The organism is Streptomyces sp. 4N509B (assembly GCF_052245655.1).
GTDB lineage: Bacteria > Actinomycetota > Actinomycetes > Streptomycetales > Streptomycetaceae > Streptomyces.
Map to the genome: position 1 here is coordinate 121,935 of NZ_JBQQBZ010000009.1, position 26,862 is coordinate 148,796.

Consider the following 26,862-nt stretch of genomic DNA (forward strand, 5'->3'; position numbering starts at 1 on the left):
CACCGCCCGCGCCCGGCGGGCCCGCCGCCGCGCCCACCGGGCCCACCGGTCCCCTTCACCGCGCCGCGCTCACCCCGCGTCCGCGGCCTGCGCCCGCAGCGCCCGCGCCAGGTCGTCCCGGGCCTCCAGCACGAGACGGCGCAGCGCGGGCGGCGCCGAGGCGTGCTCCGCCAGCCACCGGTCCGTCGCCGCCAACGTCGCCTCGTCGCCCTGGAGCGCCGGGAACAGGCCGCGCACGATGGCCATCGCGATCTCGATCGTCCGCTCCCGCCAGATCCGTTCCAGCGCCGCGAAGTACCGCTCGGTGAACGGCGCGAGCAGCTCCCGCTGCCCCGGCTGGGTGAAGCCGTCGATCACGGCCTCCACCAGGGCGTTCGACAGGTGGTCCGACTCCACCACCGACTCCCACGCCCGCTCCTTGACCTTCGGGTCCGGGCGGGCCGCGAGGCAGCGCGTGTGGTGACGCTCGCCCGAGGCCGTGTCGTCCCTGGCCCGTTCGGTGTCCACCACGCCCTCGCACGCCGCGCCGCTGGAGACCAGCGGCGTGAGGAACGTCCAGCGCAGCTCCTGGTCGATCACCAGGCCCTCGATCGTGTCCTCTCCCTTCAGCAGCCGCGTCAGCCGGTCCACCTCCGCCCTGGTCTCCGTCAGCGCGGCGACGAAACGGGCCCAGGCCAGCTGGTGGTCGCTGCCGGGCGCCGCCCCCCGCAGTTCGGCGACGGCCGCCTGGAGCAGCGCGGTCCGCTGCGTCGTCCGCCGCTCCGGCGCCACGTAGTGCACCAGCGCGGACTCCGCCCAGGCATGCACCATCTGGAGCACCCCGATCTCGCTCTCCACCCCGGCGAAGCGCCGCACCAGGTCGAGGAAGGAGCTGGCCGGCAGCAGCGCGTCCCGCGTGAGGTTCCACAGCGCCGACCAGCACAGCGCCCGCGCGAGCGGGTCGCTGATCGCGCCCAGGTGCTGGTGGAGCGTGGCGAGGGAGTCGGCGTCGAAGCGGGTCTTGCAGTACGTCAGGTCGTCGTCGTTGACGAGGACCAGCTCGGGCCGCTCCGCCCCGGCGAGCTCGCCGACCACGGTGCGCGGGCCCGCGACGTCCGTCTCGACCCGCGCGAAGCGCGCCAGAGCGCCCGAGGCGTCCCGGCGGTAGAGGCCGATCGCGACCCGGTGCGGGCGCAGCACCGGGTGGCTCTCCGCGGCCTCCTGCGTGACGACGAGCTCGGCGATCCGCCCCTCGGCGTCCAGGCGCAGCTCGGGCGTGAGGGAGTTGACGCCGGCGGTCTGGAGCCAGGACTCGGCCCAGGTGGCCATGTCCTCCCGGCCCGAGGTCTCGGTCAGCACCGCCAGCAGGTCGGCGAGGCGGGTGTTGCCGTAGGCGTGCCGCTGGAAGTACCGGCGGGCGCCCTCCAGGAACGCCTCACGCCCGGCGTACGCCACGAGCTGCTTGAGGACGCTCGCGCCCTTGGCGTACGTGATCCCGTCGAAGTTCAGCTTCGCGTCCTGGAGGTCGCGGATGTCGGCGGTCACCGGGTGCGTCGAGGGCAGCTGGTCGGCGCGGTAGGCCCAGGCCTTGCGGCGGTTGGCGAAGGTGATCCAGCCCTCGCTGAAGCGGGTGGCCTCGACGAGCGAGAACGCGCCCATGAAGTCCGCGAAGGACTCCTTCAGCCACAGCTCGTCCCACCACTCCATCGTGACCAGGTCGCCGAACCACATGTGGGCCATCTCGTGCAGCAGCGTGTTGGCCCGGCCCTGGTAGGCGGCCCGCGTGGTGCGACCGCGGAAGACGTACTCCTCGCGGAACGTCACCAGGCCCGGGTTCTCCATGGCGCCGATGTTGTACTCCGGCACGAACGCCTGGTCGTACTTGCCGAAGGGATAGGGGAAGGCGAAGTGCTCGTGGAAGAAGTCCAGCCCCTGGCGGGTGGTGGTGAACAGCTCCTCCGGGTCGAAGTGCCGCGCCAGGCCCTTGCGGCACAGGAGGCCGAGCGGGATCTCCAGGGTGGAGCCGTCGGGCAGCCGGCGGGAGTAGTGGTCGGTGACGCGGTGGTACGGGCCGGCGACGACGGCGGTGAGGTACGTCGAGATCGGCTTCGTCGTCGCGAACCGCCACGTCGCCGCGGGCGAGCCGTCGGCCAGCCCTTCCGGGTGGGGGAGGCGCTCGCGCTCCTCGCCGTTGCTCAGCACCGTCCAGTGCGCGGGGGCGGTGACGGAGACGTCGAACGGCGCCTTCAGGTCCGGCTGCTCGAAGCAGGTCATGACGCGCCGGGAGTCGGCCGGCTCGTACTGGGTGTAGAGGTAGGTCTCGCCGTCCTCGGGGTCGGTGAAGTGGTGCAGGCCCTCACCGGTGCGGCTGTAGGCGCAGCTGGCGTCCACGACGAGCGTGTTCTCCGCGCGTAGCGCCGGCAGCGCGACGCGGGTGCCGTCGAACACCTCGTCCACGGGGAGCGGGGTGCCGTTGAGCGTGACGGAGTGGACGTGGGGGGCGATCAGGTCCGCGAAGCTGTCGCTCCCCGGGCGGGCGCAGGCGAAGCGGAGGGTGGTTCTGGACCGGAACGTCCCTGGTCGTCCGTCGGCTGTCGCCGGCGGATCGACCGCGGAGCGTACGTCCAGTGCCACCTCGTACCCGTGAACGGTCAGCAGGTCGGCCCTCTCGCGGGCCTCGTCGCGGGTCAGGTTCTCTCCGGGCACGGTCGGCACTCCCTCGCGGTGCGTAACGGTCGTACGGCGCGTGACAGCATCCCACTCCTGGCGACCCCGCGGAATGCGTCCCCGGCCTTTCGGTGTTCTTCCCCGGCAGACACACAGATCCAGCAGCGTCACAGGAGGATGGCCTGATGGCCGAGACGACCGACAAGACCCCCGCGGACTTCTGGTTCGACCCGATCTGTCCGTGGGCGTGGATGACCTCGCGATGGATGCTGGAGGTCGAGAAGCAGCGCCCGGTCACGGTGCGGTGGCACGTGATGAGCCTCGCGGTGCTCAACGAGGCGAAGCTGGACCAGCTGCCGGAGGAGTACGTCGAGATGATGCGCGGCCCCGCCTGGGGCCCGGTGCGCGTCTGCGTGGCGGCGGAGAAGGAGCACGGCGGCGAGGTCCTCGGCCCGCTCTACACGGCGCTCGGCCGGCGCTTCCACAACCAGGGCCGCAAGGACTGGGCCGAGGCCACCGTCGAGGCGCTGGCGGAGGTGGGCCTGCCGGCCGAGCTGGCCGATGCGGCCGGCTCCGACCGGTACGACGCGGAGCTGCGCGCCTCGCACAAGGCCGGGATAGACCTGGTGGGCCAGGAGGTCGGCACGCCGGTCATCGCGGTCCCCGGCTCCGACGGCGAGCAGCTCGCGTTCTTCGGGCCCGTCGTCACCCCGGCGCCGAGGGGCGAGGACGCGGCCCGGCTGTGGGACGGCACGCTGATGGTCGCCTCCATCCCCGGCTTCTTCGAGATCAAGCGCACCCGCGACGTCGGCCCGCGGTTCGACAACCTCGACTAGAGCGACACGGTCCGCGGGCTGCCCCGGCCGACACGCTCACCGGGGCGGCCTCCGTCCTTCCGCGACGACGACGGAGGCCGCCCCTTCCCCCACCTGCCCGGTGACGGTTTGAGAAGACGATCACGCGAGCAGGAGACCGGCGAGCCCGTTCCTGGCCGAGGCGTAGCGCTCCGCGACGTCCTGCCAGTTCACGACGCGCCACATCGCCTCGACGAAGTCCACCTTCTGGTTGCGGTACTGCAGGTAGAACGCGTGCTCCCACGCGTCGAAGACGAGCAGCGGCACCGAGCCCTGGCCCACGTTGCCCTGGTGGTCGTAGACCTGCTCGACGACCAGCCGCCCGCTGACCGGCTCGTACGCCAGCACGCCCCATCCCGATCCCTGGGTGGTGGCCGCGGCCCTCGTCATCTGCGCCCTGAAGCGCGCGAAGGATCCGAAGGACTCGGCGATGGCGTCGGCCAGCTCGCCCGTGCCGTCCTTCTCCAGGGGCTCCCCGCCGCCGTCTCCGGTCATGTTCCGCCAGTAGACGGAGTGCAGGATGTGCCCGGAGAGGTGGAACGCGAGGTTCTTCTCCAGCCCGTTGATCGCTCCCCACTGGTCCTTCTCGCGCGCCTCGGCGAGCTGGTCGAGCGCGTCGTTGGCGCCCTTGACGTAGGCGGCGTGGTGCTTGTCGTGGTGGAGCTCGATGATCTCCCCGCTGATGACCGGCTCCAACGCCGCGTAGTCGTAGGGGAGTTCGGGGAGGGTGTAGGTGGCCATGCTGGTGCCCGTCTCTTCTCTCGACGTCTCTCGGTGCCTCGGTGCTCCGCGAGGACCAGCTTATTGCGAAGAGCTTGCAACAACGACCTTAGCGCATTACTACTCCCCTGAGCCGTGTCGCCGCCCGTGTCGTCCGCCGGCCGCGTTGTAGCCAAGCTCACAAGGAGGACACGAGGGCGGTGGTCTAGCGTCTCCTTCCGTCCCCTTCGCACGACCCGTCACGACGTGGAGTCGACATGAGCACCGTCAGCGCCACCGCGCTCACCGCCGCCGCGGCCCGCCCCCGGGCCGTCCTCGCCGACCTGCTGCCCGCCGCCACCGCCCCACGCGCCCGCGCGCGCGACCTCGCCCTGGTCGTCGGGGGAGCGGCACTCACGGGCGCCGCCGCGCAGTTCTCCGTGCCCGTGCCCGGCTCCCCCGTGCCCGTCACCGGACAGACCTTCGCCGCCCTCCTCGTCGGCGTCTCCCTCGGCCCCGCCCGCGCCCTGCTCTCCCTCCTCCTCTACGCGCTGGCCGGCATGGCCGGGACGCCCTGGTTCGCCGACGGCGAGTCCGGGTACGGCATGCCCTCCTTCGGCTACGTCATCGGCATGACCCTCGCCGCCGCCCTCGTGGGCGCGCTGGCCCGCAGGGGCGGGGACCGCACGGTGCTGCGCACCGTCGGCACCATGGCGGCGGGCACCGCCGTCATCTACGCGGTCGGCGTGCCGTACCTGGCGCTGGCCGCCGACCTGACGGCCGCCCAGGCGGTCGACGCCGGGCTGACCCCGTTCCTCCTCGGCGACGCGCTGAAGGCGGCGCTGGCCATGGGCGCGCTGCCGGTGGCCTGGCGCCTCGTCGGCCGCGAGCGAGGCTGAGACACCGGACGAGCAGGGAATGGGAGACTCGGCGACATGCGCGTCTATCTCGGATCCGACCACGCGGGCTACGACCTGAAGGACCACCTCGTCCACTGGCTGAAGGACCACGGCCACGAGCCCGTGGACTGCGGCCCCCACCTCCTGGACCCGGCCGACGACTACCCGCCGTTCTGCCTGCGGGCCGCCGAGCGCACGGCGGCCGACCCGGAGGCGCTCGGGATCGTGATCGGCGGCTCGGGCAACGGCGAGGCCATCGCCGCCAACAAGGTGCGCGGCGTGCGCTGCGCGCTGGCGTGGAGCGAGGAGACCGCCCGCCTGGGCCGCGAGCACAACGACGCCAACGTCCTCAGCGTCGGCGCCCGCATGCACACCACCGACGAGGCCACCTCCTTCGTCGCGGTCTTCCTCACCACCCCGTACTCCGGGGAGGAACGGCACAGCCGCCGCATCGGGATGCTCAGCGCCTACGAGACGGACGGCACGCTGCCGCCGTTGCCCGACACCGCACGCTGAGGGCGCCGCGCCGGATGCCCGAGGGACACACCCTGCACCGCTTGGCCGCCGGGCTGCGCGAGCGGTTCGGCGGCCGGCGGGTGCGGGCCGACAGCCCGCAGGGGACGTTCGCCGAGGGGGCCGCGCGCCTCGACGGGCGGGTGCTGGTGGCGGCCGAGGCCCACGGCAAGCATCTGCTGGCCGTCTTCCGCGCTCCCGCGGCCGAGCCGTGCGACCTCACGCTCCACGTGCACCTCGGCCTCTACGGCACGCTCCGCTTCGGTGACGGCCCCGCGCCGCCGCCCGCCGGCCAGATCCGGCTGCGGCTGGTCGACGGCGAGGGCCCTGTCGAGGGCCCTGTCGAGCACCACGCCGGGCACCACGCCGAGCTGCGCGGCCCCGCCCGCTGCGCCCTGGTCACCCCCGCCGAACGGGCCGAGCTCCACGCCCGGCTCGGCCCCGACCCGCTGCGCCCCGACCCCGACCCCGAGCCGGCCTGGCGTCGCGTCGCCACCAGCCGCGTCCCGGTCGCCGCGCTGTTGCTGGACCAGAAGGTCGTCGCGGGCGTCGGCAACGTCTACCGCGCCGAGGTCCTCTTCCGGCAGGGCGTCGACCCCTACCGGACCGGCCGCGAGCTGGACCGCGCCACCTGGCAGGCCCTCTGGTCCGACCTGGTGACGCTCATGGCCGAGGGGGTGAGGACCGGGCGGATCGACACGGTGCGCGCCGCGCACACGCCCGAGGCGATGGGCCGCCCGCCCCGCGTGGACGACCACGGCGGCGAGGTCTACGTCTACCGCCGCGCCGGCATGCCCTGCCACGTGTGCGGCGAGCGGGTCCGCACCGCGGAACTGCGCGGGCGCAACCTCTTCTGGTGCCCCGGTTGCCAGCGTTGACACCACGACGCCGGGAGGCCCACCAGCACAGGTGAACGCCCCCCACCGTCAGGGCTGAATGTCAGTGCGTGGCCGTATCGTTGGTGGTCATGGGGCTGGGAGGCCGCGCGGGGCGCCGCGGCGCCCCGCGGCCTCACGTCCGGGGCTGATGCGATGTGAGGGGCGGGTGCGCGTGAGGGCGTTAGAAGCTGTGCGGCAGCCAGGGCGGCACCGTGGCGGAGAACGCGGTGGTGGCCGCGGCCAGCGCCCCGGGGCGCTCCTCCGTCACCTGCCCGGCGGCGGCCAGCGAGGTGAGCGAGGCGCCGCCAAGATAGGCCGCGCCGAGCGCGCCGACGGTCAGCGTCAGCTCGGCCGCGTCGGCCGTCCGCGCGCAGGTGGCCCCCTGGGGCCCGCCGCTCAGCCGCCAGCGTCCCTCGTTCCAGGGACAGAAGGGGTCGGCGACGTCGAGCACCACGTCCACGTCGGTGGCGTAGGACCGTGCCGCGAGCGCCGCCCCGATCTCCACGGGCCGCAGGAAGAGCCGGTCGGACACGTTCACCCGGCACTGCCGCACGTCGGAGACCAGACGCAGCAGCGGGTCGTCCACCGGGCGGTGGCGCAGCTCCACCGCCGTCGTCAGGTCGGTCTCGGCCAGGAAGCGCAGCAGCGCCGCGTAGGCCCCGGGGTCCACGGCGTCGAGGTCCCGCACCAGCACCGCGCCCTGGTGGGCACCGCCGGCGTCCCAGCTCGGCTTCAGCGCGAAGCGCACATAGCCCAGAAGCTCGCCGTCGTCGGCGCGCTCGGCGAGGACACAGCGCAGCGGCGAGGCGCCGTTGCGGTCCCGCTCCGGGTCGAGCAGCCCCACCTTCTCCCAGCTCGGTTTCCGCGCGATCATCCCCGGTCGGTTCGGCACGAGCCGCGCGTAGAGGGCCTCGCAGCGCGCCAGCTCCGCCAGCGGGTCGGCGCTCCGCAGCCGGACGGCGCCGGCGCCCGGCGGCGGCTCGACGCGGGTGCGCGTCGTGTCGATCCGCACGTGGAGGGACTGCGTGGCCATGCCGTACCCGAAGCGTCCGTAGATCGCCGGCTCGGAGGCGACGAGCGCGGCCAACGGCTCGCCGGCCTCCCGCATCTCGTCGAGGCCGCGCCGCATCATGCGCCGCAGCAGCCCCTGCCGCCGATGGGTGCCGGCGACGCTCACCATCGTCACGCCGCCGGTGGGCACGACCGCCCCGCCCGGCACCGCCATCTCGAAGGAGAAGCTGCTGAAGGACCCGACGACCTGCTCCGTCCCGCCGGACACGTCCCAGGCGGCGATCGAGCGGTCCACCTCGGTGAGCTCCCGCCACAGCGCCCGTTCCTCGGGGGACTCCGCCACGCCGCCGAAGGCCCATTCGAGCCCGGCGTACCACTCGTCCCAGGCGTCGGCCACCAGCCGACGCACCTCGACCCCGTTGCTCGCCTCGACCGTCATGCCGTCATCCCTACCAGCACGCGGCGCACGCTGCGACACCTTTTCGACCGCGCGGGTGCCGGGACGACGGGCCCCGGAGTGGCGCGAGTCACGGACGATCGACGCGCCGCCGAGCGGCTGGATAGGGTCCCGGGTCATGGCACGCGGCAGTGACACCGTCCGCCCGCCGGCCCGCGTCCGGGTCCAGCGGGCGCTGCACCGTGCCCGCGTGGGGCTGCGTCGCGCCGCCGTGGACTACTTCCGGGGTGGCGCCTCCGACTGGCTCGCCTTCGCCACGCTGCTGCTCACCGTGCCCCTGCTCGGCTGGGCCACCGTCCTGTGGCCCGAGTGGTGCCCGCCGGAGTCGCTGGTGCTGCCGCTGCTGCTCGGCGGGCTCGTGCTCAGGCCCGCCAGCCTCCTCGGCCTCTACGTCGTCACCGCCACCGCGCTGGTGATGGAGGGCCTGCTGATCGAGGCGCGGCGGGGCCAGCCCGATCCGGTGACCCCCGGCACGATCCTCGTCGTCGCGGGCGTCGCGATGGCCGGGCTTCTGATAGCCCAGTTCCGCAGCCGCGTCGGCGTGCCGTGGCGGCGCGGCAGCACCATGCTGTTCGACCTGCGCGAGCGCATCAGCGCCCAGAGCCGGCTGCCGCGGCTGCCGTCCGGCTGGCACCACGAGATGTCACTGCGCCCGGCGGGCGGTCAGTCGTTCTCCGGGGACTTCGTCGTGGCCGCGAGGACGGGGCCGCAGCGCCGCGTCCTGGAGGTGGTGCTGACGGACGTCTCGGGCAAGGGCATGGACGCCGCCTCCCGGTCGCTGCTGCTCTCCGGCGCCTTCGGCGGGCTGCTCGGCTCGCTGCCTCCCCACGCCTTCCTGCCCGCGGCCAACGGATACCTGCTGCGGCAGGACTGGGACGAGGGCTTCGCCACCTCCATCCACCTCGTGCTCGACCTCGACACGGGCGACTTCGAGCTGATGTCCGCGGGACACCCGCCGGCCCTCCAGCTGAACGCGGGCACCGGCCGCTGGCAGGAGATCGAGGCCGAGGGCCCTCTCCTCGGGGTCTACGACGGCGCCGAGTTCCACCCGGCCAAGGGCACACTGCGCCGGGGGGACGTGCTCATGCTCTTCACCGACGGCCTGGTGGAGCGCTCGGGGCACGACCTCTCCGAGGGAATAGACCGCCTCACGGGCGAGGCCGACCGGTACGTCACCACGGGGTTCCGCGGCGCCGCCTGGCACCTGATCGAGTCGGTCGCCCGGGACGTCAACGACGACAGGGCGCTGGTGCTCATCGAGCGCGAGTAGCCCGACGTCGTGATCACCTTATGGAGCGGTCACGCCGCGAGCGTCTGACGGCGTGACATGCCGGGCTGAGCTGCGTCGACGCGCGGGTCCTCGCCGCGCGGGCTGTCCGCCGAACGGAGGCGGCCCGACCGCCGCGCCGGATGCGACGACCACGGCGCTGGCCTTGGCTCGGGGACATGAGCGACATCACTCTTCGCGTGGCGCGCCGGCTCGCGGTGGGCGCGCTGCTGGGGGCGACGATCGCCTTCGGCCCCGGGACGGTCCCCACCCTCGGCCACGACCTTCCGGACCGGCCCGACGTCCAGCGCCACTACCCGTACCTCTCCGTGAAGCTCGGGGCGGAGGGCCCGCGGGCGGGGCTGCGACGGGGCCCCTCGCGCGGGAGCCCCGCCAGCACCCCGTCCCGCGGGGCCCCCTCCCACGAGGTGCCTGACGGGTCGTTCGGGAACACCTTCGGGCAGGTCTTCGAGGTCGCCCTCGCCGGCGCCCTGGAGAACGCCCGCGAGGGCGCCGCGAACCCGACCCACGGGAACGCCGCGGCCGGGCTGGCCACGCTGCCGTCCTGGGCCGCCCTCGCGGCGCTGGACCGGACCAGTCCGCTCCCCGAGGCCCACCCGGTCAGTGCCGCGTACGGCATCGCCGGCAGCTGGGCCGCCGGCCACCACACCGGGGTGGACTTCGCCACACCCGTCGGCACCCCCGTGCACTCCGTGGGCCCCGGCACGGTGGTGCTGGCCGGCTCGGCGGGTGACTACGGCGAGGCCGCCATGGTCGCGCTGACCGACGGCTACTACGCGCTCTACGCCCACCTGTCCTCGGTCGACGTCGTCGAGGGCGAGCGGGTGCAGACCGGCACCCCGCTCGGCGAGACGGGCAACACCGGCAACAGCACGGGACCGCACCTGCACTTCGAGATCCGCACCGGCGAGACCTACGGCACCGACGTGGACCCCGTGGCCCACCTGGCCCGGCACGGCGTCAGCCTCGACTAGCGTCCCTTCGGCCCGCGCCGTCCCCCGCCGCGGGCCCGGGCGGCCCGGGTGGCCCGGGAGGCTTGAACGCCCAGTTCATCGACGGCTCCACCACGAAGCGGAACGCGCGTCGCACCGGCGCGGTGCACAGCACCGTGACGATCGCGGCGCCCAGCAGCGTCACGAGGACCTGCCCGCCCGGCGTGTGGATCCAGTCGGCCGCGTACCAGTCCCACCAGCGGGACGCCTTGGCGACGAAGCCGTGCAGCAGGTAGCCGTAGATGGTGCCGGCACCCAGTGAGGTGAACCAGGTGTGTCGGGCCGGCACCCACGCCAGGAAACAGGCCGTCAGCAGCAGCCCGCACCCGAAGAGCGCGAGGCTCATCACGACGCCGACGTACCACGGGGCGGCGAGCTCCTGGGCGCTGTCGGAGCGGTAGAACCACGCGTGGTTCATCCGCGGCACGGCCCAGTAGGCCACGGCGACCGCGGCGAGGAGGACCGGCACCGACAGCACCCGGACCTCGGGCCGCCTGACCAGCTCGAAGTGCTCGCGCCGCAGCAGCATCCCGAGGACGAAGAACGGCAGGAACTGCAGCACCCGCTGGATGTTCAGGTCGGCTCCGAGGTGAGGCGACACCGACGCCACCGCCGCCGTCGCGAGCGCGAGCGGCAGCGGCCAGCGCACGATCCGCCACAGGGGGGAGGTGAGCCGCCAGACGAAGAGCGCGAGCAGGAACCAGGTCACGTAGTACGGGTCGAGGATGCTGAACGGGCTGAACGGGTCGCCCGCGTCGGTGCTCAGCCGGCTGAAGAGGATGTAGGCGACCTCGAAGACGAGGTACGGCACCCCGATGCCCGCGATCAGCCGTCTGAGCTGGTCGGGCCGGCCGGTGAAGCTCCGTGAGAAGTATCCGGCGACGAGGATGAACGCCGGCATGTGGAAGGTGTAGACGAACATGTACAGGGCGGACGCCGCCCTGGAGTCGTCGCGCAGGGGGGTCCAGGTGTGCCCGACGGCCACCAGGACGATCGCGAGGTACTTGGCGTTGTCGAAGAACGGATCCCGTGATGTGGCGGCCGGTGCGGGACTCCCAGCGTCCAGCCGCTCTGGTCGGTGACGAACACGCAACATTGGGCGGACCATAGTGCCTGTGGCGGGCCACCGTAAATTCACTGGAGTGTCACTCGGAGGAGTTAAGGAGATTCCGGTCGCATAACGAAACCGGGGTGTGAAACGGTCACGGCGGACGACCGCTATCTGGCGACTTCAGGCGGTTCGTTCAGTGACGCACGCCTCGACCTGAATGCTCCTCGACGCCGTGCACGAGCAGCTACCTCCCTCCCCACGCCCGGTAGTTGATGGCACGATGGATCCAGCGGGGGTGCGCCGGCCGGTCAAGCCCCTGTCGGTGCAGAGGCGAACCTTCCGAAGGTGTGATCAACTGTGGAAATCACGTTCTCGCTGGCCTTGCTGTTCGGCGTGGTCCTGTTCTTCATGATCCGTGGCGGGTCGATGAAGTGGGGGCCCGCGGTCGTGGCCATCCTCTTCGGCTTCACGCTCGCCTCCACCGGTGCCTCCGACGCGATAGAGGATCTCCTTGACTCCGTCACCGGATCGGTCGAGGAGGTCGACAACTCGATCCAGGACGGGACCGACTGAGTCCCGTGACGACGAGGGCCCGGCCTCCGAGGGAGACCGGGCCGCGTCAGGTGAGGCGTCCGGAGCGGGCGACGGGAATCGAACCCGCGTAGCTGGTTTGGAAGACCAGGGCTCTACCATTGAGCTACGCCCGCGAGAGCCGGGTGGGTGACCTCCGGCACGTTCCGCATCGTACCAGCGCACCCCGGCGGGCTTCCCCACCACGGATCTCCGTGGGGAGATCCCGCCGAGAACCGCCGCGAGGCGACCTGTACGCTACGTGTCGCGATGTGAGCCATGACGGGGTGTGGCGCAGCTTGGTAGCGCGTCCGCTTTGGGAGCGGAAGGTCGTCGGTTCGAATCCGGCCACCCCGACCACGTACCATGAAAATCTCGCGTGCCGTCGGCCGCCGCGCGCGGATCCGAGCGGTTCCGCCGGATCCTCCCAGAATGCCACCCCAAGGAGACGTCAACCGTGAAGAGCGCCGTGGAGACCCTGAACCCGACGCGGGTTCGGCTCACTGTCGAGGTGCCCTTCGAGGAGCTCAAGCCCAGCCTCGACGCGGCGTACCGGAAGATCAACCAGCAGGTCCACGTGCCGGGCTTCCGGCGCGGCAAGGTGCCCGCTCGCGTGATCGACCAGCGGTTCGGCCGTGGTGCCGTCCTGGAGCAGGCGGTCAACGACGCCCTTCCGAAGTTCTACTCCGACGCCGTCAGCCAGGGTGAGCTCAGCACGCTGGGCCAGCCCGAGGTGGACATCACCGAGCTGCGGGACAACGAGCTGCTGGCCTTCACCGCCGAGGTGGACGTCCGCCCCGAGATCGAGATCCCCGACTACTCCACCGTCGAGGTCACCGTCGACGCGGTCGAGGTCTCCGACGAGGACGTGGACCAGGCCGTCGAGCGGCTGCGCGAGCGCTTCGCCTCCACCACCGTGGTGGAGCGGGAGGCCGCCGAGGGCGACGTCGTGCGGATCGCGCTGGAGGCCACGGCGGACGGTGAGCCCGTCGCCGGCGTCGTGCCGCCCACCGCGACGTACACGGTCGGCTCCGGCCGGCTCGTCGAGGGCCTGGACGAGGCCGTCACCGGCCTCGCCGCCGAGGGCACCGCCACCTTCACCACCACGATCGGCGGGCCGTCCCCGGCCGAGGCCGACGCGGAGGCCGAGAAGGAGGACGCGGCCGAGGGCGAGACCGAGGCCGGCGAGACCGAGCAGGGCCGCGCGATCGAGATCACCGTCCGTGTCGAGTCCGTCTCCTCCCGCGAGCTGCCCGAGCTCGACGACGACTTCGCCCAGCTGGCGAGCGAGTTCGACACCCTGGAGGAGCTGCGCGGGGACAGCCGCGCGCGCCTGACCGAGCAGCGCCGGTACGAGCAGGCCACCGAGGTCCAGGAGAAGGTGCTCGCCGCCCTCCTGGAACTGGTCGAGGTCCCGATGCCGCAGAAGCTGCTGGAGGACGAGATCGAGAGCCGCCGGCACAACCTGGTCCACCACCAGCTCGGGCAGATCGGCATGGACCTCACCTCGTACCTGAAGATGCGGGGCCAGTCCGTCGAGGAGTTCGACGCCGAGCTGCGTGAGCAGGCCGAGAAGGGCATCCGCACCCAGTTCGTGCTGGACGAGCTCGTCAAGCGGGAGAACGTCAACGTCAGCCAGGAGGAGCTCACCGAGCACCTCGTGCGCCGCGCCCAGTCGGCCGGCATGACCCCCGACGACTTCGTCCGCGCCGTGGTCGAGAGCAACCAGGTCCCGATGCTGGTCGGCGAGGTGAGCCGCGGCAAGGCCCTGGCGGCCGTCGTGGACGCGGTCACGGTGACCGACAGCAACGGCGAGCCGGTCCGGCTGAACGACGAGGCCGAGGCGGAGGCCGACGCCGGGACGACGGAGGCGGCCGCGGACGCCGGCACGGCGGACGACGAGGCCAAGGACGGCGACGAGGCCCGTCAGGCCGACTAGGAGGGCACGGCGGGCCGCGCCCCCGGCCGGTTCCGACGGACCGGGGGCCCGGCTGGCGCCGGACCACGCGGCCAGCCGGCCCACCCTGCGCTCACAGCGAACAACTCCCTGGTCATGACGGGTACGTCGGGACCGCGCGTTAGGGTCCGTAGATACCAACGCAGACGCCACAGAGAATGAGCAGGTGGACACGTGACGGCCATGATGCCCTCCGCGATGGCGGAGCAGAGCAACGGCAGCCTGGGCGACCAGGTCTACAACCGGCTGCTCAACGAGCGGATCATCTTCCTGGGCCAGCCGGTGGACGACGACGTCGCCAACCGGATCACCGCACAGCTGCTGCTGCTCGCGGCCGAGCCGGACCGGGACATCTACCTCTACATCAACAGCCCCGGCGGTTCGATCTCCGCCGGCATGGCGATCTACGACACCATGCAGTACATCAAGAACGACGTGGTGACCATCGCCATGGGTCTCGCGGCCTCGATGGGTCAGTTCCTGCTGACGGCGGGCGCCCCGGGCAAGCGGTACGCGCTGCCCAACGCCGACATCCTGATCCACCAGCCCTCGGCGGGCCTCGCCGGCTCCGCCACCGACATCAAGATCCACGCCGAGCAGCTGCTGCGCACCAAGCGCCGGATGACCAAGCTCTCGGCCCAGCACTCGGGTGTCTCCGAGGAGCAGTGGGAGCGCGACGCCGACCGTGACCGCTGGTTCACGGCGGAGGAGGCCCGCGACTACGGCCTGCTGGACGAGGTCATCACCAGCGCGGCGGACATCGCGGGCGGCGGCGGCACAGCCGCCTGACCCGTCCCGGCCACCGTTCGCAGCCACACATCCAAGGCGGTAGACAACCGATGAACACCATCCCCGGCTCCGGCATCTACGACCGTCTCCCGGCCGAGTCGCGCTACATCGTTCCCCGCTTCATCGAGCGCACCTCCCAGGGCATCCGCGAGTACGACCCGTACGCGAAGCTCTTCGAGGAGCGGGTGATCTTCCTCGGCGTGCAGATCGACGACGCCTCGGCCAACGACGTGATGGCCCAGCTGATCTGCCTGGAGTCCATGGACCCCGACCGGGACATCTCCATGTACATCAACAGCCCCGGCGGCTCCTTCACGGCGCTGACGGCGATCTACGACACCATGGAGTTCGTCAAGCCGGACATCCAGACGGTCTGCATGGGCCAGGCGGCCTCCGCCGCCGCCGTGCTGCTGGCGGCCGGCACCCGCGGCAAGCGCCTCGCGCTGCCCAACGCCCGCGTGCTGATCCACCAGCCGTACACCGAGACCGGCCGCGGTCAGGTCTCCGACCTGGAGATCGCCGCCCGTGAGGTGCAGCGGATGCGCACCCAGCTGGAGGAGCTGCTCGCCAAGCACTCCACCCGCCCGGTCGAGCAGATCCGGGACGACATCGAGCGGGACAAGATCCTCACTGCCGAGGAGGCCGTCGAGTACGGCCTCGTCGACAAGATCATCACGACCCGGTCCTCCACGCTGTGAGGCACCCGGTGTGGGACAGCGCCCCGGCCGCGTGAGAGACCACAACTGGCCACCCCCTGTTGGCGGGACGGCCCCGGCAGGGGGATTCCCGCCAAGGGGGGCCCACACCGCCGGGGCGACAGGGTACCGTCGTGTTCAGCAAGCACCAGGCACCGCTCCCCGGCGGTGCGCAGGCGAAGGGGAAGCACCTCGTGGCACGCATCGGTGATGGTGGCGATCTGCTCAAGTGCTCGTTCTGCGGGAAGAGTCAGAAACAGGTCAAGAAGCTCATCGCGGGCCCGGGGGTCTACATCTGCGACGAGTGCATCGACCTGTGCAACGAGATCATCGAGGAGGAGCTGGCGGACTCGCCGGAGTCCGAGCTCGGCGAGCTCCCGAAGCCTCGTGAGATCTACGACTTCCTCGACTCGTACGTGGTCGGCCAGGAGGACGCCAAGAAGGCCCTCTCCGTCGCGGTCTACAACCACTACAAGCGGGTGCGGGCCAGCGAGGCCGACTCCGGGCAGGCCAGGGACGAGGAGATCGAGCTCTCCAAGTCGAACATCCTGCTGCTCGGCCCCACCGGCTCCGGCAAGACGCTGCTGGCCCAGACCCTCGCGCGGATGCTGAACGTCCCCTTCGCCATCACCGACGCCACCGCACTCACCGAGGCCGGGTACGTCGGCGAGGACGTCGAGAACATCCTGCTCAAGCTCATCCAGGCCGCGGACTACGACATCAAGCGCGCCGAGCAGGGGATCATCTACATCGACGAGATCGACAAGGTGGCCCGCAAGAGCGAGAACCCCTCGATCACCCGGGACGTCTCGGGCGAGGGCGTGCAGCAGGCGCTGCTGAAGATCCTGGAGGGCACCACGGCCGCCGTGCCCCCGCAGGGCGGGCGCAAGCACCCGCACCAGGAGTTCCTCCAGATCGACACCTCCAACGTCCTGTTCATCGTCGGCGGCGCCTTCGCGGGGCTGGACGACATCATCCGCACCAGGTCGGGAGCCCGCGGCATCGGCTTCGGCGCCGACATCCGCTCCAAGCGCGACCGCGACCGCGACTCCTCCGCCCTGCTCGCCGACGCCCTCCCCGAGGACCTGGTGAAGTACGGCATGATCCCGGAGTTCATCGGCCGGCTCCCGGTCATCACCTCCGTGCACAACCTCGACCGCGAGGCGCTGCTGCGCATCCTCGTCGAGCCGCGCAACGCCCTGGTCCGGCAGTACCAGCGGCTCTTCGAGCTCGACGGCGTGGAGCTGGAGTTCGACATGCCGTCGCTGGAGGCCATCGCCGACCAGGCGATCCTGCGCGGCACCGGCGCCAGGGGGCTGCGGGCGATCATGGAGGAGGTGCTGATGTCGGTGATGTACGAGGTGCCCTCCCGGCAGGACGTCGGCCAGGTCGTCATCACCGAGGACGTCGTCCGGTCCAACGTGAACCCCACGCTGGTGCCCCGCTCCCGGCTCGCCCAGCAGCGGGGCCCCGCCGTCCCGCCGCAGGAGAAGACCGCCTGACACGGCGCTGACGCAGCGGCCGGCAGGGACGAAGGGGCCCGGCGCGCCCGTCGGGCGCTGGCCGGACCCCTGTCGCGTGGAGTCTCTCGTGGAGACGGCTCGGGCACGCGGAAGCGCGCGCCCGGCTCCGTCAGGCCGTCAGGGACCGTTCTCGAACTGGTCGAGGTTGTTGTCCGCGCCGGAGGAGCCCTCCTCGCCCGTGTCGCCGGAGCCCTCGCCCCCGCCCTCACGGGGCTGGATCGAGTCCGTCCGCAGCTGCCGCACGTACTCCGCCGCGGCGTCGGTCGACACCGGCTCGGGCGCCTGGAACTCCGGCGCCTCCCCGGCGTTCGGGTCGAAGCCCTCGGGCAGGTCCGGCATCGGCGCGACGTAGACCAGCCCCACCGTGCTGTAGTCCGACCAGACGCAGAGCGTGACCTCCGTCCGGTACCCGAGGTCGGGGTCGGGCTCCATGCCGCGGGCCTGCTGGCACTTGAGCACCGCCTCCGAGTCCGTGTACTCCGACGGGGCGTCGCCGATCAGCTCGAACTCGACGTCCTCCTCCTGCCCGGCCTCCTCGGTCGCGAGGGCGAACAGCGCGTCCACGGCCTGCTCGGGCTCCTGTACCTCGCCCCACAGGCCCACGACGCCGAGCGTCATGGTGCCCGGCTCCCAGACGCCGCCGGCCTCCTCGAAGGCCTGCGGGTCCACCGTGAGGTAGGTGGCCTCCGCGCTCTCCATCTCCTGGAGGCCGGCCTCGGCGAGCTCCTCGTCGGTGGGTCCGCCCCCGTCGCCCGACTCGTGCTGGAAGAACTCACCGCTCTGGTCCGGCAGGGAGATGGTGTAGCGGGTGCCGTCGTCGGCGGCGATGCTGCCGTCGTCCCCGCCGAGCAGGAAGAACGCGCCACCGCCGACCACCGCGAGCGCGGCGACGACCGCGACCCCGATGAGAAGCGTGCGGTTCTTCCTGCCACCACCGCCGGCGCCACCGCCCGGCTGCCCGTACGGGGGCTGGCCCGGAGGCTGGCCGGGGATCTGGCCCGGGATCTGACCCGGCACCTGGCCCGGGTACTGCCCGGGGGGCGGCGCCGGCTGCTGCCCGTAGGGTCCGGGCTGCTGCGGTGTGGGATAGCCGTACCCGGGACCCGGGGGCTGACCCGGGTGGCCGGGCTGGCCGGGCTGGCCGCCCACGGGAGGGGGAGCCCCGGGTGTGCCGCCCGGCCCGTACGGGTTGCCGCCGCCCGGTGGCGGCCCCGGCGGCCCGCCCGGTGGCGGCCCCTGCGGCGGCCCCCCGTACGGGCCGGGTTGGCCGGGGGGCTGTTGACCGTACGGCCCCGGCTGGTTGTAGCTCATGGTGCTTCCCCTCGGAGGAACGTCAGTCGGCTCGCATCGGAAAGCCTGCTTCCGGATGCATGACCCACATCCTGTCTGACGAGATGCCCGGCTGTACATCGAGGACCGGTCCGCGGCCCGGCGGGGGAGCGGGGGCATTCGGATTCGAAGCGGTGCCCCCCATCGCCTTACACTGAGCGCCGTGACCGAGAACACTCAGCCGCCCGCCACCGGGCCCCACAGCACCCCCGCAGCCCTGCCGCCGCAGTACGCGCCGGCCGAGGTCGAGGAGAAGCTGTACGAGCGCTGGGTAGAACGCGGGTACTTCGAGGCGGACGCGGCCAGCGACAAGGAGCCGTACACGATCGTCATCCCGCCGCCGAACGTCTACGGCAGCCTCCACATCGGCCACGCCCTCGAGCACACGCTGATCGACGCCCTCACCCGCCGCAAGCGCATGCAGGGCTACGAGACGCTGTGGCAGCCCGGCATGGACCACGCGGGCATCGCGACGCAGAACGCGGTCGAGCGGCAGCTCGCCAACGAGGGCAAGTCCCGTCACGACCTCGGCCGTGAGGCGTTCGTCGAGCGCGTCTGGCAGTGGAAGGCCACCTCCGGCGGCCAGATCCAGGGGCAGATGCGTCGCCTCGGCGACGGCGTCGCCTGGTCCCGGGACCGCTTCACCATGGACGAGGGCCTCTCCCGCGCCGTCCAGACCATCTTCAAGCGCCTCTACGACGACGAGTTGATCTACCGCGCCGAGCGCATCATCAACTGGTGCCCGCGCTGCCTGACCGCCATCTCCGACATCGAGGTGGAGTACCAGGAGGACGACGGCGAGTTGGTCTCGCTGCGGTACGGGGACGGCGAGGACTCGGTCGTGGTCGCCACGACCCGGGCGGAGACGATGCTCGGCGACACCGCCGTCGCCGTCCACCCCGACGACGAGCGCTACGCGCACCTGATCGGCCGGACGATCTCCCTGCCGCTGACCGACCGCGCCATCCCCGTCGTCGCCGACGAGCACGTCGACCCGGAGTTCGGCACCGGCGCCGTCAAGGTGACCCCGGCGCACGACCCGAACGACTTCGAGATCGGCCGCCGGCACGGCCTGCCGCAGCTGACGATCATGGACGAGCACGCCGTCATCACCGCGCACGGCCCCTTCCAGGGCCTGGACCGGCTGGAGGCGCGCTCCGCCGTCGTCGCCGCGCTGCGCGCCGAGGGCCGCGTCGTCGACGAGAAGCGCCCCTACCGGCACTCCGTCGGCCACTGCTCCCGCTGCGGGACCACCATCGAGCCGCGGCTGTCGATGCAGTGGTGGGTGAGGGTCGCCCCGCTCGCCAAGGCCGCGGGCGACGCCGTCCGCGACGGGCGGGTCGCGATCCACCCCAAGGAGATGGCCTCCCGGTACTTCGAGTGGGTCGACAACATGCACGACTGGTGCATCTCGCGCCAGCTGTGGTGGGGGCACCGCATCCCCGTCTGGTACGGGCCGGGGGGCGAGATCGTCTGCGTCGGCCCCGACGAGGAGCCGCCCGGCGGCGAGGCCGAGGGCTGGCACCAGGACACCGACGTCCTCGACACGTGGTTCTCCTCCGGGCTGTGGCCGTTCTCCACCCTGGGCTGGCCCGAGGAGACGCCGAGCCTGGCGAGGTTCTATCCGAACTCCGTCATGGTCACCGGGTACGACATCCTCTTCTTCTGGGTCGCCCGGATGATGATGTTCGGCCTCTACGCGATGGACGGCGTCCCCCCCTTCCACACCATCGCGCTGCACGGCATGGTCCGGGACCAGTTCGGCAAGAAGATGTCCCGCTCCTTCGGCAACGTCGTGGACCCGCTGGAGTGGATGGACGCCTACGGCGCCGACGCCGTGCGCTTCACGCTCGCCCGCGGCGCCAACCCGGGCGTCGACATCCCGGTCGGCGAGGACTGGGTCCAGGCCTCCAGGAACTTCGCCAACAAGATCTGGAACGCCACCCGCTTCGCGCTGCTCAACGGCGCCACCGTCGCGGGGCCCCTGCCGGAGGCCGGGGAGATGGCGGCGGCCGACCGCTGGATCCTCTCCCGCCTGGGCGCGGTCGTCGCCGAGGCCGACGCGTACTACGAGGACTACCAGTTCGCCAAGGCCAGCGACGCCCTCTTCCACTTCGCGTGGGACGAGGTCTTCGACTGGTACGTCGAGCTGGCCAAGCCGGTCTTCGCCGCGGGCGGGCGGCCGGCCGAGGTCGCCCAGCGCGTGCTCGGCGAGGTCCTCGACACCATGCTCCGCCTGCTCCACCCGCTGATGCCGTTCGTCACCGAGGAGCTGTGGACGACGCTCACGGGCGGCGAGTCGCTCGTCGTCGCCGACTGGCCGGCCGACCCCGGCTTCCGGGACGCGGCGGCCGAGCGGGAGATCGCGCGGGTGCAGGAGCTCGTCACCGAGGTGCGCCGGTTCCGTGCCGACCAGGGGCTCCAGCCGGGCCAGCGGGTCCCCGCCCGCCTCGACCTGGCGGCCCAGGCCGGCATGGCGGCGCACGAGACCGCGATCCGCGCGCTGCTGCGCCTGACCGAGCCGGGGGAGGGCTTCACGGCCACCGCCACGTTGCCGGTCGTCGGCACGACCGTCGCGCTCGACCTCTCCGGCGCCATCGACGTCGAGGCCGAGCGCCGGCGGCTGACGAAGGACCTCGCCGCGGCCGAGAAGGAGCTGGCCCAGACCACGGCCAAGCTGGGCAACGAGAACTTCCTCGCCAAGGCGCCCGAGCAGGTCGTGGAGAAGATCCGCGCCCGGCAGGCCACGGCCGAGTCCGACATCGCGCGCGTCCGCGAGCAGCTGGACCGGCTGCCCGGCTGACGCCGCGTTCCCACCCGGCCCCCGCCAGGGCCCGGGTCGACGGCCCGTCGGGCCTCTGACCTGGGCCCCCTCCGGCCGGGGCGGCGGCGGGACGGCGGCGGGGCGGACCGTAGACTGGGCCGCGTGACCGACCAGGACCGTCCCGACGCGTCGGACCCCTCCGAGCCGCCGGAGCCCGCCGAGCCCTCCGAGTCCGCCGGGCGAGGCGAGCCCGGTGAGCCCGACGCGTTCGAGGAGATCGTCGCCGCCGAGGCGGGCCGCGACCCCGACCTGGCGACGATCGAGGCCGGCAGCCGCACGCTGCGCGCCCGAGCCGGCTCCCCGTCCGCCACCGAGGTCCCCGCCCGCCCCGCCGATCCCGCCACCGACCGTGCCCTCGCCGAGGTCGAGGCCGAGCTCGCCACCCGCTGGGGTGAGACGAAGCTGGAGCCCTCCGTGGTGCGCATCCGCGCCCTGATGGAGGTCCTCGGCGAGCCGCAGCACGCCTTCCCCTCGCTCCACGTCACCGGCACCAACGGAAAGACCAGCACCGCCCGCATGATCGAGGCGCTGCTGACCTCGCTGGAGCTGCGGACCGGGCGGTACGGCAGCCCGCACCTCCAGTCCATCACCGAGCGGATCAGCCTCGACGGCGCCCCCGTCCCCGCCGAGCGCTTCGTCGAGCTGTACCAGGAGGTCCGCCCGTACCTGCAGCTCGTCGACGACCGGGAGCGGCACCGGCTGTCCTTCTTCGAGGTGCTGACCGGCATGGCGTACGCGGCCTTCGCCGACGCGCCGGTGGACGCCGCGGTCGTCGAGGTCGGCATGGGCGGCACCTGGGACGCCACCAACGTCATCGACGCCCGCGTCGCGGTGATCACCCCGATCGACCTCGACCACACCGACCGCCTGGGCACCACCCCGGAGCAGATCGCCACCGAGAAGTCCGGCATCGTCAAGCCGGGCGCCACCGTCGTCCTGGCCCAGCAGCCGGTCGAGGCCGCCGCCGTGGTGCTGCGGCGCGCGGCGGAGGTGGGTGCCGAGGTGGTCCGCGAGGGTCTGGAGTTCGGCGTGCTGGCCCGCGAGGTGGCGGTCGGCGGGCAGCTGCTGACGCTACGCGGCCTCGGCGGCGAGTACGAGGACGTCTTCCTGCCGTTGCACGGCGCGCACATGGCGCACAACGCGGCCGTCGCGCTCGCCGCCGTCGAGGCGTTCCTCGGGATCGGCGCCACGGGGCCCGAGGGCCGGGGCGAGGCGCCGGCCCGGCGGGCGCTCGACGCGGACGTGGTCCGTGAGGCGTTCGCCTCCGTGACCTCCCCCGGGCGCCTGGAGGTGGTGCGCTCCAGCCCCACCGTGATCCTCGACGCGGCGCACAACCCCGCGGGCGCCCGTGCGACCGCCGCCGCCGTCTCCGAGGCGTTCGGGTTCAGCCGACTCGTGGGCGTCGTCGGCACCAGCGCCGACAAGGACGTCGCCGGCCTGCTGGCCGCGTTCGAGCCGCTCTTCTCCGAGGTCGTGGTGACACGGAACGCCACGCACCGCGCGATGGACGTCGACCGGCTCGCCGCCCTGGCCGTCGAGGTCTTCGGGGAGGACCGGGTGCGGGTCGAGCCCCGCCTCGACGACGCGCTGGACGCCGCCATCACCCTGGCCGAGGAGGAGCACGAGTACGCCGGGGCCGGGGTCCTGGTCACCGGCTCCGTTTTCACCGCGGGCGAGGCCCGCCTGCTGTTGGGCGGGAGCCGCTGATGCGCACCCTCTGTATGAGCACGCTGCTCAGCGAGTTCGTCGTCATCGGCCTGGCCGGGCTGGTGGCGGTGCGGCTGTCGGAGGCGTCCCCCACCGCGGTGTGGGCGGTCTGCGGCACGGCGATGGTGCTGTGCGTGGCGCTGTGCGGCCTCGTCAGCCGGCCCGGCGGTGTCCAGCTCGGCTGGGTGCTCCAGATCGGCCTCGTGGCCAGCGGCTTCGTCGTGCCCGCGATGTTCCTGCTCGGTGCCGCCTTCGCCGGGCTGTGGGGTGCCTCCGTCCACGTGGGACGCAAGGTCGACGCTCTGAAGGCCGCCCGGTAGGGTTTTTGAACGATCACCGGCACCGTCCGGCATCCCCCTCCCCAGCCCTCCCGGCTGTCCCAGCCGTCCCGACTCCCAGGAGCCGCCCGACATGACTGAGCGCACTCTCGTCCTTCTCAAGCCGGACGCTGTCAGCCGGGGCCTGACCGGCGAGATCATCGGCCGCGTCGAGCGGAAGGCGGGGTGGGTCATCACCGCGCTGGAGCTGCGCACCCTCGACCGCGACACGCTCGCGACGCACTACGCCGAGCACGTCGGCCGCCCCTTCTACGAGGGGCTGGTCGAGTTCATGTCCTCGGGCCCCAGCGTCGTGCTGGTCGTCGAGGGGGAACGCGTCATCGAGGGAATGCGGGCGCTCGCCGGCCCGACCGATCCGATCGCGGCCCCGCCCGGCACGATTCGCGGCGACTTCGGCACGGTCGTGCGCGAGAACCTCATCCACGCCTCGGATTCCGAGAAGTCCGCGGAGCGGGAGCTGGAGATCTTCTTTCCCGGGCGATACGGTCGCGACTGATCCGGCATCAGCGGGCGCCGGTCAGGAGTGATCACCGGCGGCTGGCCGACCTCTGGCCGTCCTCACCACATCTCTGCGTTTACCGGCGCGTCGCCCGAATGCCGTTGCTCCGTCCCGGTATGTACAGTCGAACGAGGGAACCCTTCACCCGAACACGACGTCACCATGATGGAGGTGGAGCAGGGTTCCACCGACAATGGCGGAAGCGGCGCTCCCGCGCTCCGCGTTCGACCGGCCGTGGATACGATGGCTCAGTCGCCCCAAGCGCGCGATTCATCGCACCCTCGCCGACCTCCCTGCACACTTCGATCCAGCTGGAAGGCCAGATGTATCTCTATGGCGAACAGTATGTCGTTCATCGGCCGTGACATGGCAGTCGACCTCGGGACGGCCAACACGCTGGTCTACGTCAGGGGTCGCGGCATTGTCCTCAACGAACCGTCGGTCGTCGCCATCAACACCAACACCGGCGGCATTCTCGCGGTCGGCGCCGAAGCGAAGAAGATGATCGGCCGGACTCCCGGCAACATCGTCGCCGTGCGCCCGCTCAAGGACGGCGTCATCGCCGACTTCGAGATCACCGAGCGGATGCTCCGGTACTTCATCCTCAAGATCCACAAGCGCCGTTATCTCGCCCGCCCCCGCGTCGTGATCTGTGTGCCCTCCGGCATCACCGGCGTGGAGCGCCGCGCCGTCATCGAGGCGTCGACGCAGGCCGGTGCCCGCCAGGTGCACATCATCGAGGAGCCGATGGCCGCGGCGATCGGCTCGGGGCTCCCGGTCCACGAGGCCACGGGCAACATGGTGGTCGACATCGGCGGCGGCACCACCGAGGTCGCCGTCATCTCGCTGGGTGGCATCGTCACGGCCCAGTCCATCCGGGTGGCGGGCGACGAGCTGGACAACGCGATCATCCAGCACATCAAGAAGGAGTACAGCCTCCTCCTCGGCGAGCGCACCGCCGAGAGCATCAAGATCACCATCGGCTCCGCGTACGAGACGGACACCGACGAGCACACCGAGATCCGCGGCCGTGACCTGGTCAGCGGGCTGCCGAAGACCGTCGTGATCTCCTCGGCCGAGGTGCGCCGGGCCATGGAGGAGCCGGTCAACGCCATCGTCGACGCGGTCAAGACCACGCTGGACAAGTGCCCGCCCGAACTGTCGGGCGACGTGATGGACCGCGGCATCGTCCTGACCGGTGGCGGTGCGCTGCTGCGCGGCCTGGACGAGCGGCTGCGCCGCGAGACCGGCATGCCGATCCACATCGCGGAGGATCCGCTGGACTCCGTGGCCCTGGGCTCGGGCAAGTGCGTCGAGGAGTTCGAGGCCCTCCAGCAGGTCCTCGACGCCCAGCCCAGACGCTGACCCGCTCGTCGCGGACCCCAGCAGACGATCCGACGACCATTCCGGACGCCAGCCCGTTCAACCAGAAAGGCACGGCCAAAGGCACGTGAGGGACACCCGAGAGAGCCGGCTCCTTCTCATCCTGCTGGTCTCCATCGCCTTCGCACTGATCACGGTGGACATGCGCAGCGGCGAGAACTCCCCGCTCGACGGTGCCCGGGAGGCGGCGGCCGCGGTCTTCGGCCCCGTCGAGGAGGGCGTGGCCGCGGGCGTGGACCCCGTCGCCAACGCGCTCAGCGCCGTGCGGGAGTCCGGCGACCGGCACGACCGCATCAGCGCGTTGGAGGAGGAGAACGCCGAGCTGCGCCAGCAGCTGGGCAGCGAGGAGTTCCGCGACTCCCGGATGGAGCAGGTCGAGGAGCTGCTCGGCCTCGCCGGCGCCGGGCAGTACGGGATCGTCGGCGCCCAGGTCATCGCGATCGGCGCCGCCCAGGGCTTCTCGTGGACCGTGACGATAGACGTCGGCAGCGAGGACGGCATCGCCCCCGACATGACGGTGCTCAACGGTGACGGCCTCGTCGGCCGCGTCACGACCGTCGGCCCCAGCATCTCCACGGTGCTGCTGGCCAACGACCCGAACTTCACCGTCGGGACGCGCATGGAGGGCACCGGCGAGATGGGCTTCGCCTCCGGCCGGGGCGGCGACACCCTTCAGGTCCAGCTCACCAACTACCAGGCGAGCGTGGGCGTGGGCGACCGGATGGTGACGCTGGGCTCGCTGGAGAACAGGCCCTTCGTGCCGGGCGTCCCGGTCGGCGAGGTGGTGAACGTCAACCGCGGCGCCGGCGACCTCACCCGCACCGTCGAGGTGAGGCCCTACGTGGAGTTCACCCAGCTCGACATCGTCGGCGTCGTGGTCCAGCCGCCGCGCGACGACCCGCGCGACAGCGTGCTGCCGCCCCGCCCGGAGGAGACGCGCGAGGAGACGCGCGCCGCCGGGCAGGAGGGCGGGCGCGGTGAGGAGGAGCCCGCGGGCGAGACCGACGCGGACGGTCCGGCCGGGTCGGAGGACTCGTCCGACACTCCCGGCCCGGACGCGAGCCCCGGCCCGGACGCGAACCCCAGCGCGGACACCAGTCCCGACGCGGACGCGACCGCGGACGTGGACGACGCCTCCGATCCGGAGGAGACGTCGGACACCGTCGCCGGCGCCGCCGCGTCGGGCGACACCACCCACCAGTCCGCGCCCCCGTCCGCCAGGAGCTGACAGATGCGCCTGTCCCGCACCCTGTTCGCCACGCTCCTGGTGGTCGTGGCGCTGGTCATCCAGGTCACCCTCCTCGCCAGGCTCCAGCTGCCGGGCGCCGTGCCCGACCTGCTGCTGCTGACCGTCCTCGCCCTCGCCCTGGTCTACGGGCACGTCGGCGGCGCGCTGACCGGCTTCGCGGCCGGCCTGCTCGCCGACCTCGCGCCCCCCGCCGACCACGCGGTGGGCCGGTACGCCCTCGTGCTGTGCGTCGTCGGGTACGCGGCCGGCCTGACCAAGCCCGAGACGGGCCAGCACCGTTCCGCCACCGTGCCGATGCTCGTCGTCGCCGCGGGGGCCACCAGCTCCACCCTGCTCTACGCCGGCGTCGGCGCCCTCGTCGGCGACACCGCGGTGCGCGGCTCGGGCCTGACCGAGCTGCTCCTGACCGCCGCCATCTACGACCTGCTGCTCGCGCCGTTCACGGTGCCGTTCATCATGAGCATGGCTCGGCGGCTGGAGAGCGACCCGCTGGCCGGGGAGGCCAGCGGTGCGGGCTCGGCGGCTGGCGAGACGGCCATCGCCTGGCTGACCTCGGGCAGCGGCCTGCGCGCCCGCGGCACCCGCGGCGCCCGCCGCGGCGGGTTCAGGGGCACCGGCTCCGGCGGCCCGCGCACCACGCTCCTCAGCCGCTCGGCCCGCGCCCGCGCCGGGCGCATCAAGGGGGTCAAGCGCCTGTGACGACAGCCTCTG

23 protein-coding genes and 2 tRNA genes are annotated in these 26,862 nt (G+C 72.4%); 19 read left to right on the top strand and 6 right to left on the bottom strand.

Annotated elements, in window-relative coordinates:
• Positions 1-69: 69 nt before the first annotated feature.
• Positions 70-2,685 (bottom strand): aminopeptidase N, encoded by a 2,616-nt coding sequence (gene pepN / locus ACTWP5_RS12065; protein ID WP_443220858.1) that lies wholly within the window; start codon positions 2,683-2,685, stop codon positions 70-72.
• Between the two features lie 146 nt (positions 2,686-2,831).
• On the opposite strand from pepN, the gene ACTWP5_RS12070 reads away from it, so the two are divergent.
• On the top strand, positions 2,832-3,482 hold the full coding sequence (locus ACTWP5_RS12070) for a mycothiol-dependent nitroreductase Rv2466c family protein (RefSeq protein WP_443220859.1): 651 nt from the start codon (positions 2,832-2,834) through the stop codon (positions 3,480-3,482).
• 120 nt (positions 3,483-3,602) lie between these two features.
• Here ACTWP5_RS12070 and ACTWP5_RS12075 read toward each other — a convergent pair whose 3' ends face one another.
• On the bottom strand, positions 3,603-4,241 hold the full coding sequence (locus tag ACTWP5_RS12075) for a superoxide dismutase (RefSeq protein WP_443220860.1): 639 nt from the start codon (positions 4,239-4,241) through the stop codon (positions 3,603-3,605).
• A gap of 236 nt (positions 4,242-4,477) precedes the next feature.
• Here ACTWP5_RS12075 and ACTWP5_RS12080 point away from each other — a divergent pair, with 236 nt between their 5' ends.
• The 3 genes from ACTWP5_RS12080 to ACTWP5_RS12090 are packed head-to-tail and all read left to right on the top strand — an operon-like array spanning position 4,478 to position 6,489.
• Positions 4,478-5,098 (top strand): biotin transporter BioY, encoded by a 621-nt coding sequence (locus ACTWP5_RS12080; protein WP_443220861.1) that lies wholly within the window; start codon positions 4,478-4,480, stop codon positions 5,096-5,098.
• A 36-nt stretch (positions 5,099-5,134) separates the two neighbouring features.
• Positions 5,135-5,614 (top strand): ribose-5-phosphate isomerase, encoded by a 480-nt coding sequence (locus ACTWP5_RS12085; protein ID WP_443220862.1) that lies wholly within the window; start codon positions 5,135-5,137, stop codon positions 5,612-5,614.
• 14 nt (positions 5,615-5,628) lie between these two features.
• Positions 5,629-6,489 (top strand): Fpg/Nei family DNA glycosylase, encoded by an 861-nt coding sequence (locus ACTWP5_RS12090; RefSeq protein ID WP_443220863.1) that lies wholly within the window; start codon positions 5,629-5,631, stop codon positions 6,487-6,489.
• Positions 6,490-6,670: 181 nt separating this feature from the next.
• On the opposite strand, the gene ACTWP5_RS12095 is transcribed toward ACTWP5_RS12090, so the two are convergent.
• On the bottom strand, positions 6,671-7,939 hold the full coding sequence (locus tag ACTWP5_RS12095; protein ID WP_443220864.1) for a GNAT family N-acetyltransferase: 1,269 nt from the start codon (positions 7,937-7,939) through the stop codon (positions 6,671-6,673).
• Between the two features lie 136 nt (positions 7,940-8,075).
• Here ACTWP5_RS12095 and ACTWP5_RS12100 point away from each other — a divergent pair, with 136 nt between their 5' ends.
• Positions 8,076-9,227 carry a PP2C family protein-serine/threonine phosphatase gene (locus ACTWP5_RS12100; protein ID WP_443220865.1) on the top strand — a complete coding sequence of 384 codons (1,152 nt, stop codon included), beginning with the start codon at positions 8,076-8,078 and terminating at the stop codon, positions 9,225-9,227.
• A 176-nt stretch (positions 9,228-9,403) separates the two neighbouring features.
• Positions 9,404-10,219 carry a M23 family metallopeptidase gene (locus tag ACTWP5_RS12105; RefSeq protein ID WP_443220866.1) on the top strand — a complete coding sequence of 272 codons (816 nt, stop codon included), beginning with the start codon at positions 9,404-9,406 and terminating at the stop codon, positions 10,217-10,219.
• On the opposite strand, the gene ACTWP5_RS12110 is transcribed toward ACTWP5_RS12105, so the two are convergent.
• Positions 10,206-11,333 (bottom strand): acyltransferase family protein, encoded by a 1,128-nt coding sequence (locus ACTWP5_RS12110; protein ID WP_443220867.1) that lies wholly within the window; start codon positions 11,331-11,333, stop codon positions 10,206-10,208. The two genes, ACTWP5_RS12105 and ACTWP5_RS12110, sit on opposite strands and share 14 nt — an antisense overlap.
• Positions 11,334-11,645: 312 nt before the next feature.
• Here ACTWP5_RS12110 and ACTWP5_RS12115 point away from each other — a divergent pair, with 312 nt between their 5' ends.
• Positions 11,646-11,861, top strand: a complete 216-nt coding sequence (locus tag ACTWP5_RS12115) for a hypothetical protein (RefSeq protein WP_443220868.1) — start codon at positions 11,646-11,648, stop codon at positions 11,859-11,861.
• A gap of 63 nt (positions 11,862-11,924) precedes the next feature.
• Here ACTWP5_RS12115 and ACTWP5_RS12120 read toward each other — a convergent pair.
• A tRNA-Gly gene (locus ACTWP5_RS12120) sits at positions 11,925-11,995 on the bottom strand.
• Positions 11,996-12,141: 146 nt separating this feature from the next.
• Between ACTWP5_RS12120 and ACTWP5_RS12125 the strand changes: the two genes are divergently transcribed.
• The 5 genes from ACTWP5_RS12125 to clpX all read left to right on the top strand — a co-directional run bounded on the left by ACTWP5_RS12125 (position 12,142) and on the right by clpX (position 16,801).
• Positions 12,142-12,218: transfer RNA gene (locus tag ACTWP5_RS12125), tRNA-Pro, on the top strand.
• 97 nt (positions 12,219-12,315) lie between these two features.
• Positions 12,316-13,797: a trigger factor gene (gene tig / locus ACTWP5_RS12130; protein WP_443220869.1), complete on the top strand. Its 1,482-nt coding sequence runs from the start codon at positions 12,316-12,318 to the stop codon at positions 13,795-13,797.
• 204 nt (positions 13,798-14,001) lie between these two features.
• Positions 14,002-14,604 carry an ATP-dependent Clp protease proteolytic subunit gene (locus tag ACTWP5_RS12135; RefSeq protein WP_443220915.1) on the top strand — a complete coding sequence of 201 codons (603 nt, stop codon included), beginning with the start codon at positions 14,002-14,004 and terminating at the stop codon, positions 14,602-14,604.
• A gap of 50 nt (positions 14,605-14,654) precedes the next feature.
• Positions 14,655-15,302 (top strand): ATP-dependent Clp protease proteolytic subunit, encoded by a 648-nt coding sequence (locus ACTWP5_RS12140; RefSeq protein ID WP_443220870.1) that lies wholly within the window; start codon positions 14,655-14,657, stop codon positions 15,300-15,302.
• A gap of 191 nt (positions 15,303-15,493) precedes the next feature.
• A complete protein-coding gene (clpX, locus tag ACTWP5_RS12145) occupies positions 15,494-16,801 on the top strand; it encodes an ATP-dependent Clp protease ATP-binding subunit ClpX (protein WP_443220916.1) in 1,308 nt (435 codons plus the stop codon).
• 138 nt (positions 16,802-16,939) lie between these two features.
• Here clpX and ACTWP5_RS12150 read toward each other — a convergent pair whose 3' ends face one another.
• Positions 16,940-18,133: a hypothetical protein gene (locus tag ACTWP5_RS12150; RefSeq protein ID WP_443220871.1), complete on the bottom strand. Its 1,194-nt coding sequence runs from the start codon at positions 18,131-18,133 to the stop codon at positions 16,940-16,942.
• Between the two features lie 181 nt (positions 18,134-18,314).
• Here ACTWP5_RS12150 and ACTWP5_RS12155 point away from each other — a divergent pair, with 181 nt between their 5' ends.
• From ACTWP5_RS12155 to mreD, 7 genes are all read left to right on the top strand, one after another.
• On the top strand, positions 18,315-20,954 hold the full coding sequence (locus tag ACTWP5_RS12155; protein ID WP_443220872.1) for a valine--tRNA ligase: 2,640 nt from the start codon (positions 18,315-18,317) through the stop codon (positions 20,952-20,954).
• Positions 20,955-21,077: 123 nt separating this feature from the next.
• The gene (gene folC, locus ACTWP5_RS12160; protein ID WP_443220873.1) at positions 21,078-22,682 is read left to right on the top strand and encodes a bifunctional tetrahydrofolate synthase/dihydrofolate synthase; all 1,605 of its coding nucleotides are present in this window, start codon (positions 21,078-21,080) and stop codon (positions 22,680-22,682) included.
• Positions 22,682-23,002 carry a DUF4233 domain-containing protein gene (locus ACTWP5_RS12165; RefSeq protein ID WP_443220874.1) on the top strand — a complete coding sequence of 107 codons (321 nt, stop codon included), beginning with the start codon at positions 22,682-22,684 and terminating at the stop codon, positions 23,000-23,002. The genes folC and ACTWP5_RS12165 overlap by 1 nt, the downstream gene beginning before the upstream one ends.
• A 91-nt stretch (positions 23,003-23,093) precedes the next feature.
• Positions 23,094-23,516 (top strand): nucleoside-diphosphate kinase, encoded by a 423-nt coding sequence (ndk, locus tag ACTWP5_RS12170; protein ID WP_443220875.1) that lies wholly within the window; start codon positions 23,094-23,096, stop codon positions 23,514-23,516.
• 348 nt (positions 23,517-23,864) lie between these two features.
• Positions 23,865-24,884 (top strand): rod shape-determining protein, encoded by a 1,020-nt coding sequence (locus tag ACTWP5_RS12175; protein WP_443220876.1) that lies wholly within the window; start codon positions 23,865-23,867, stop codon positions 24,882-24,884.
• Positions 24,885-24,969: 85 nt separating this feature from the next.
• Positions 24,970-26,130 carry a rod shape-determining protein MreC gene (mreC, locus tag ACTWP5_RS12180; protein ID WP_443220877.1) on the top strand — a complete coding sequence of 387 codons (1,161 nt, stop codon included), beginning with the start codon at positions 24,970-24,972 and terminating at the stop codon, positions 26,128-26,130.
• A gap of 3 nt (positions 26,131-26,133) precedes the next feature.
• Entirely contained in the window at positions 26,134-26,850 is a 717-nt protein-coding gene (mreD, locus tag ACTWP5_RS12185) for a rod shape-determining protein MreD (protein ID WP_443220878.1), read from the top strand.
• Positions 26,851-26,862 lie beyond the last annotated feature (12 nt).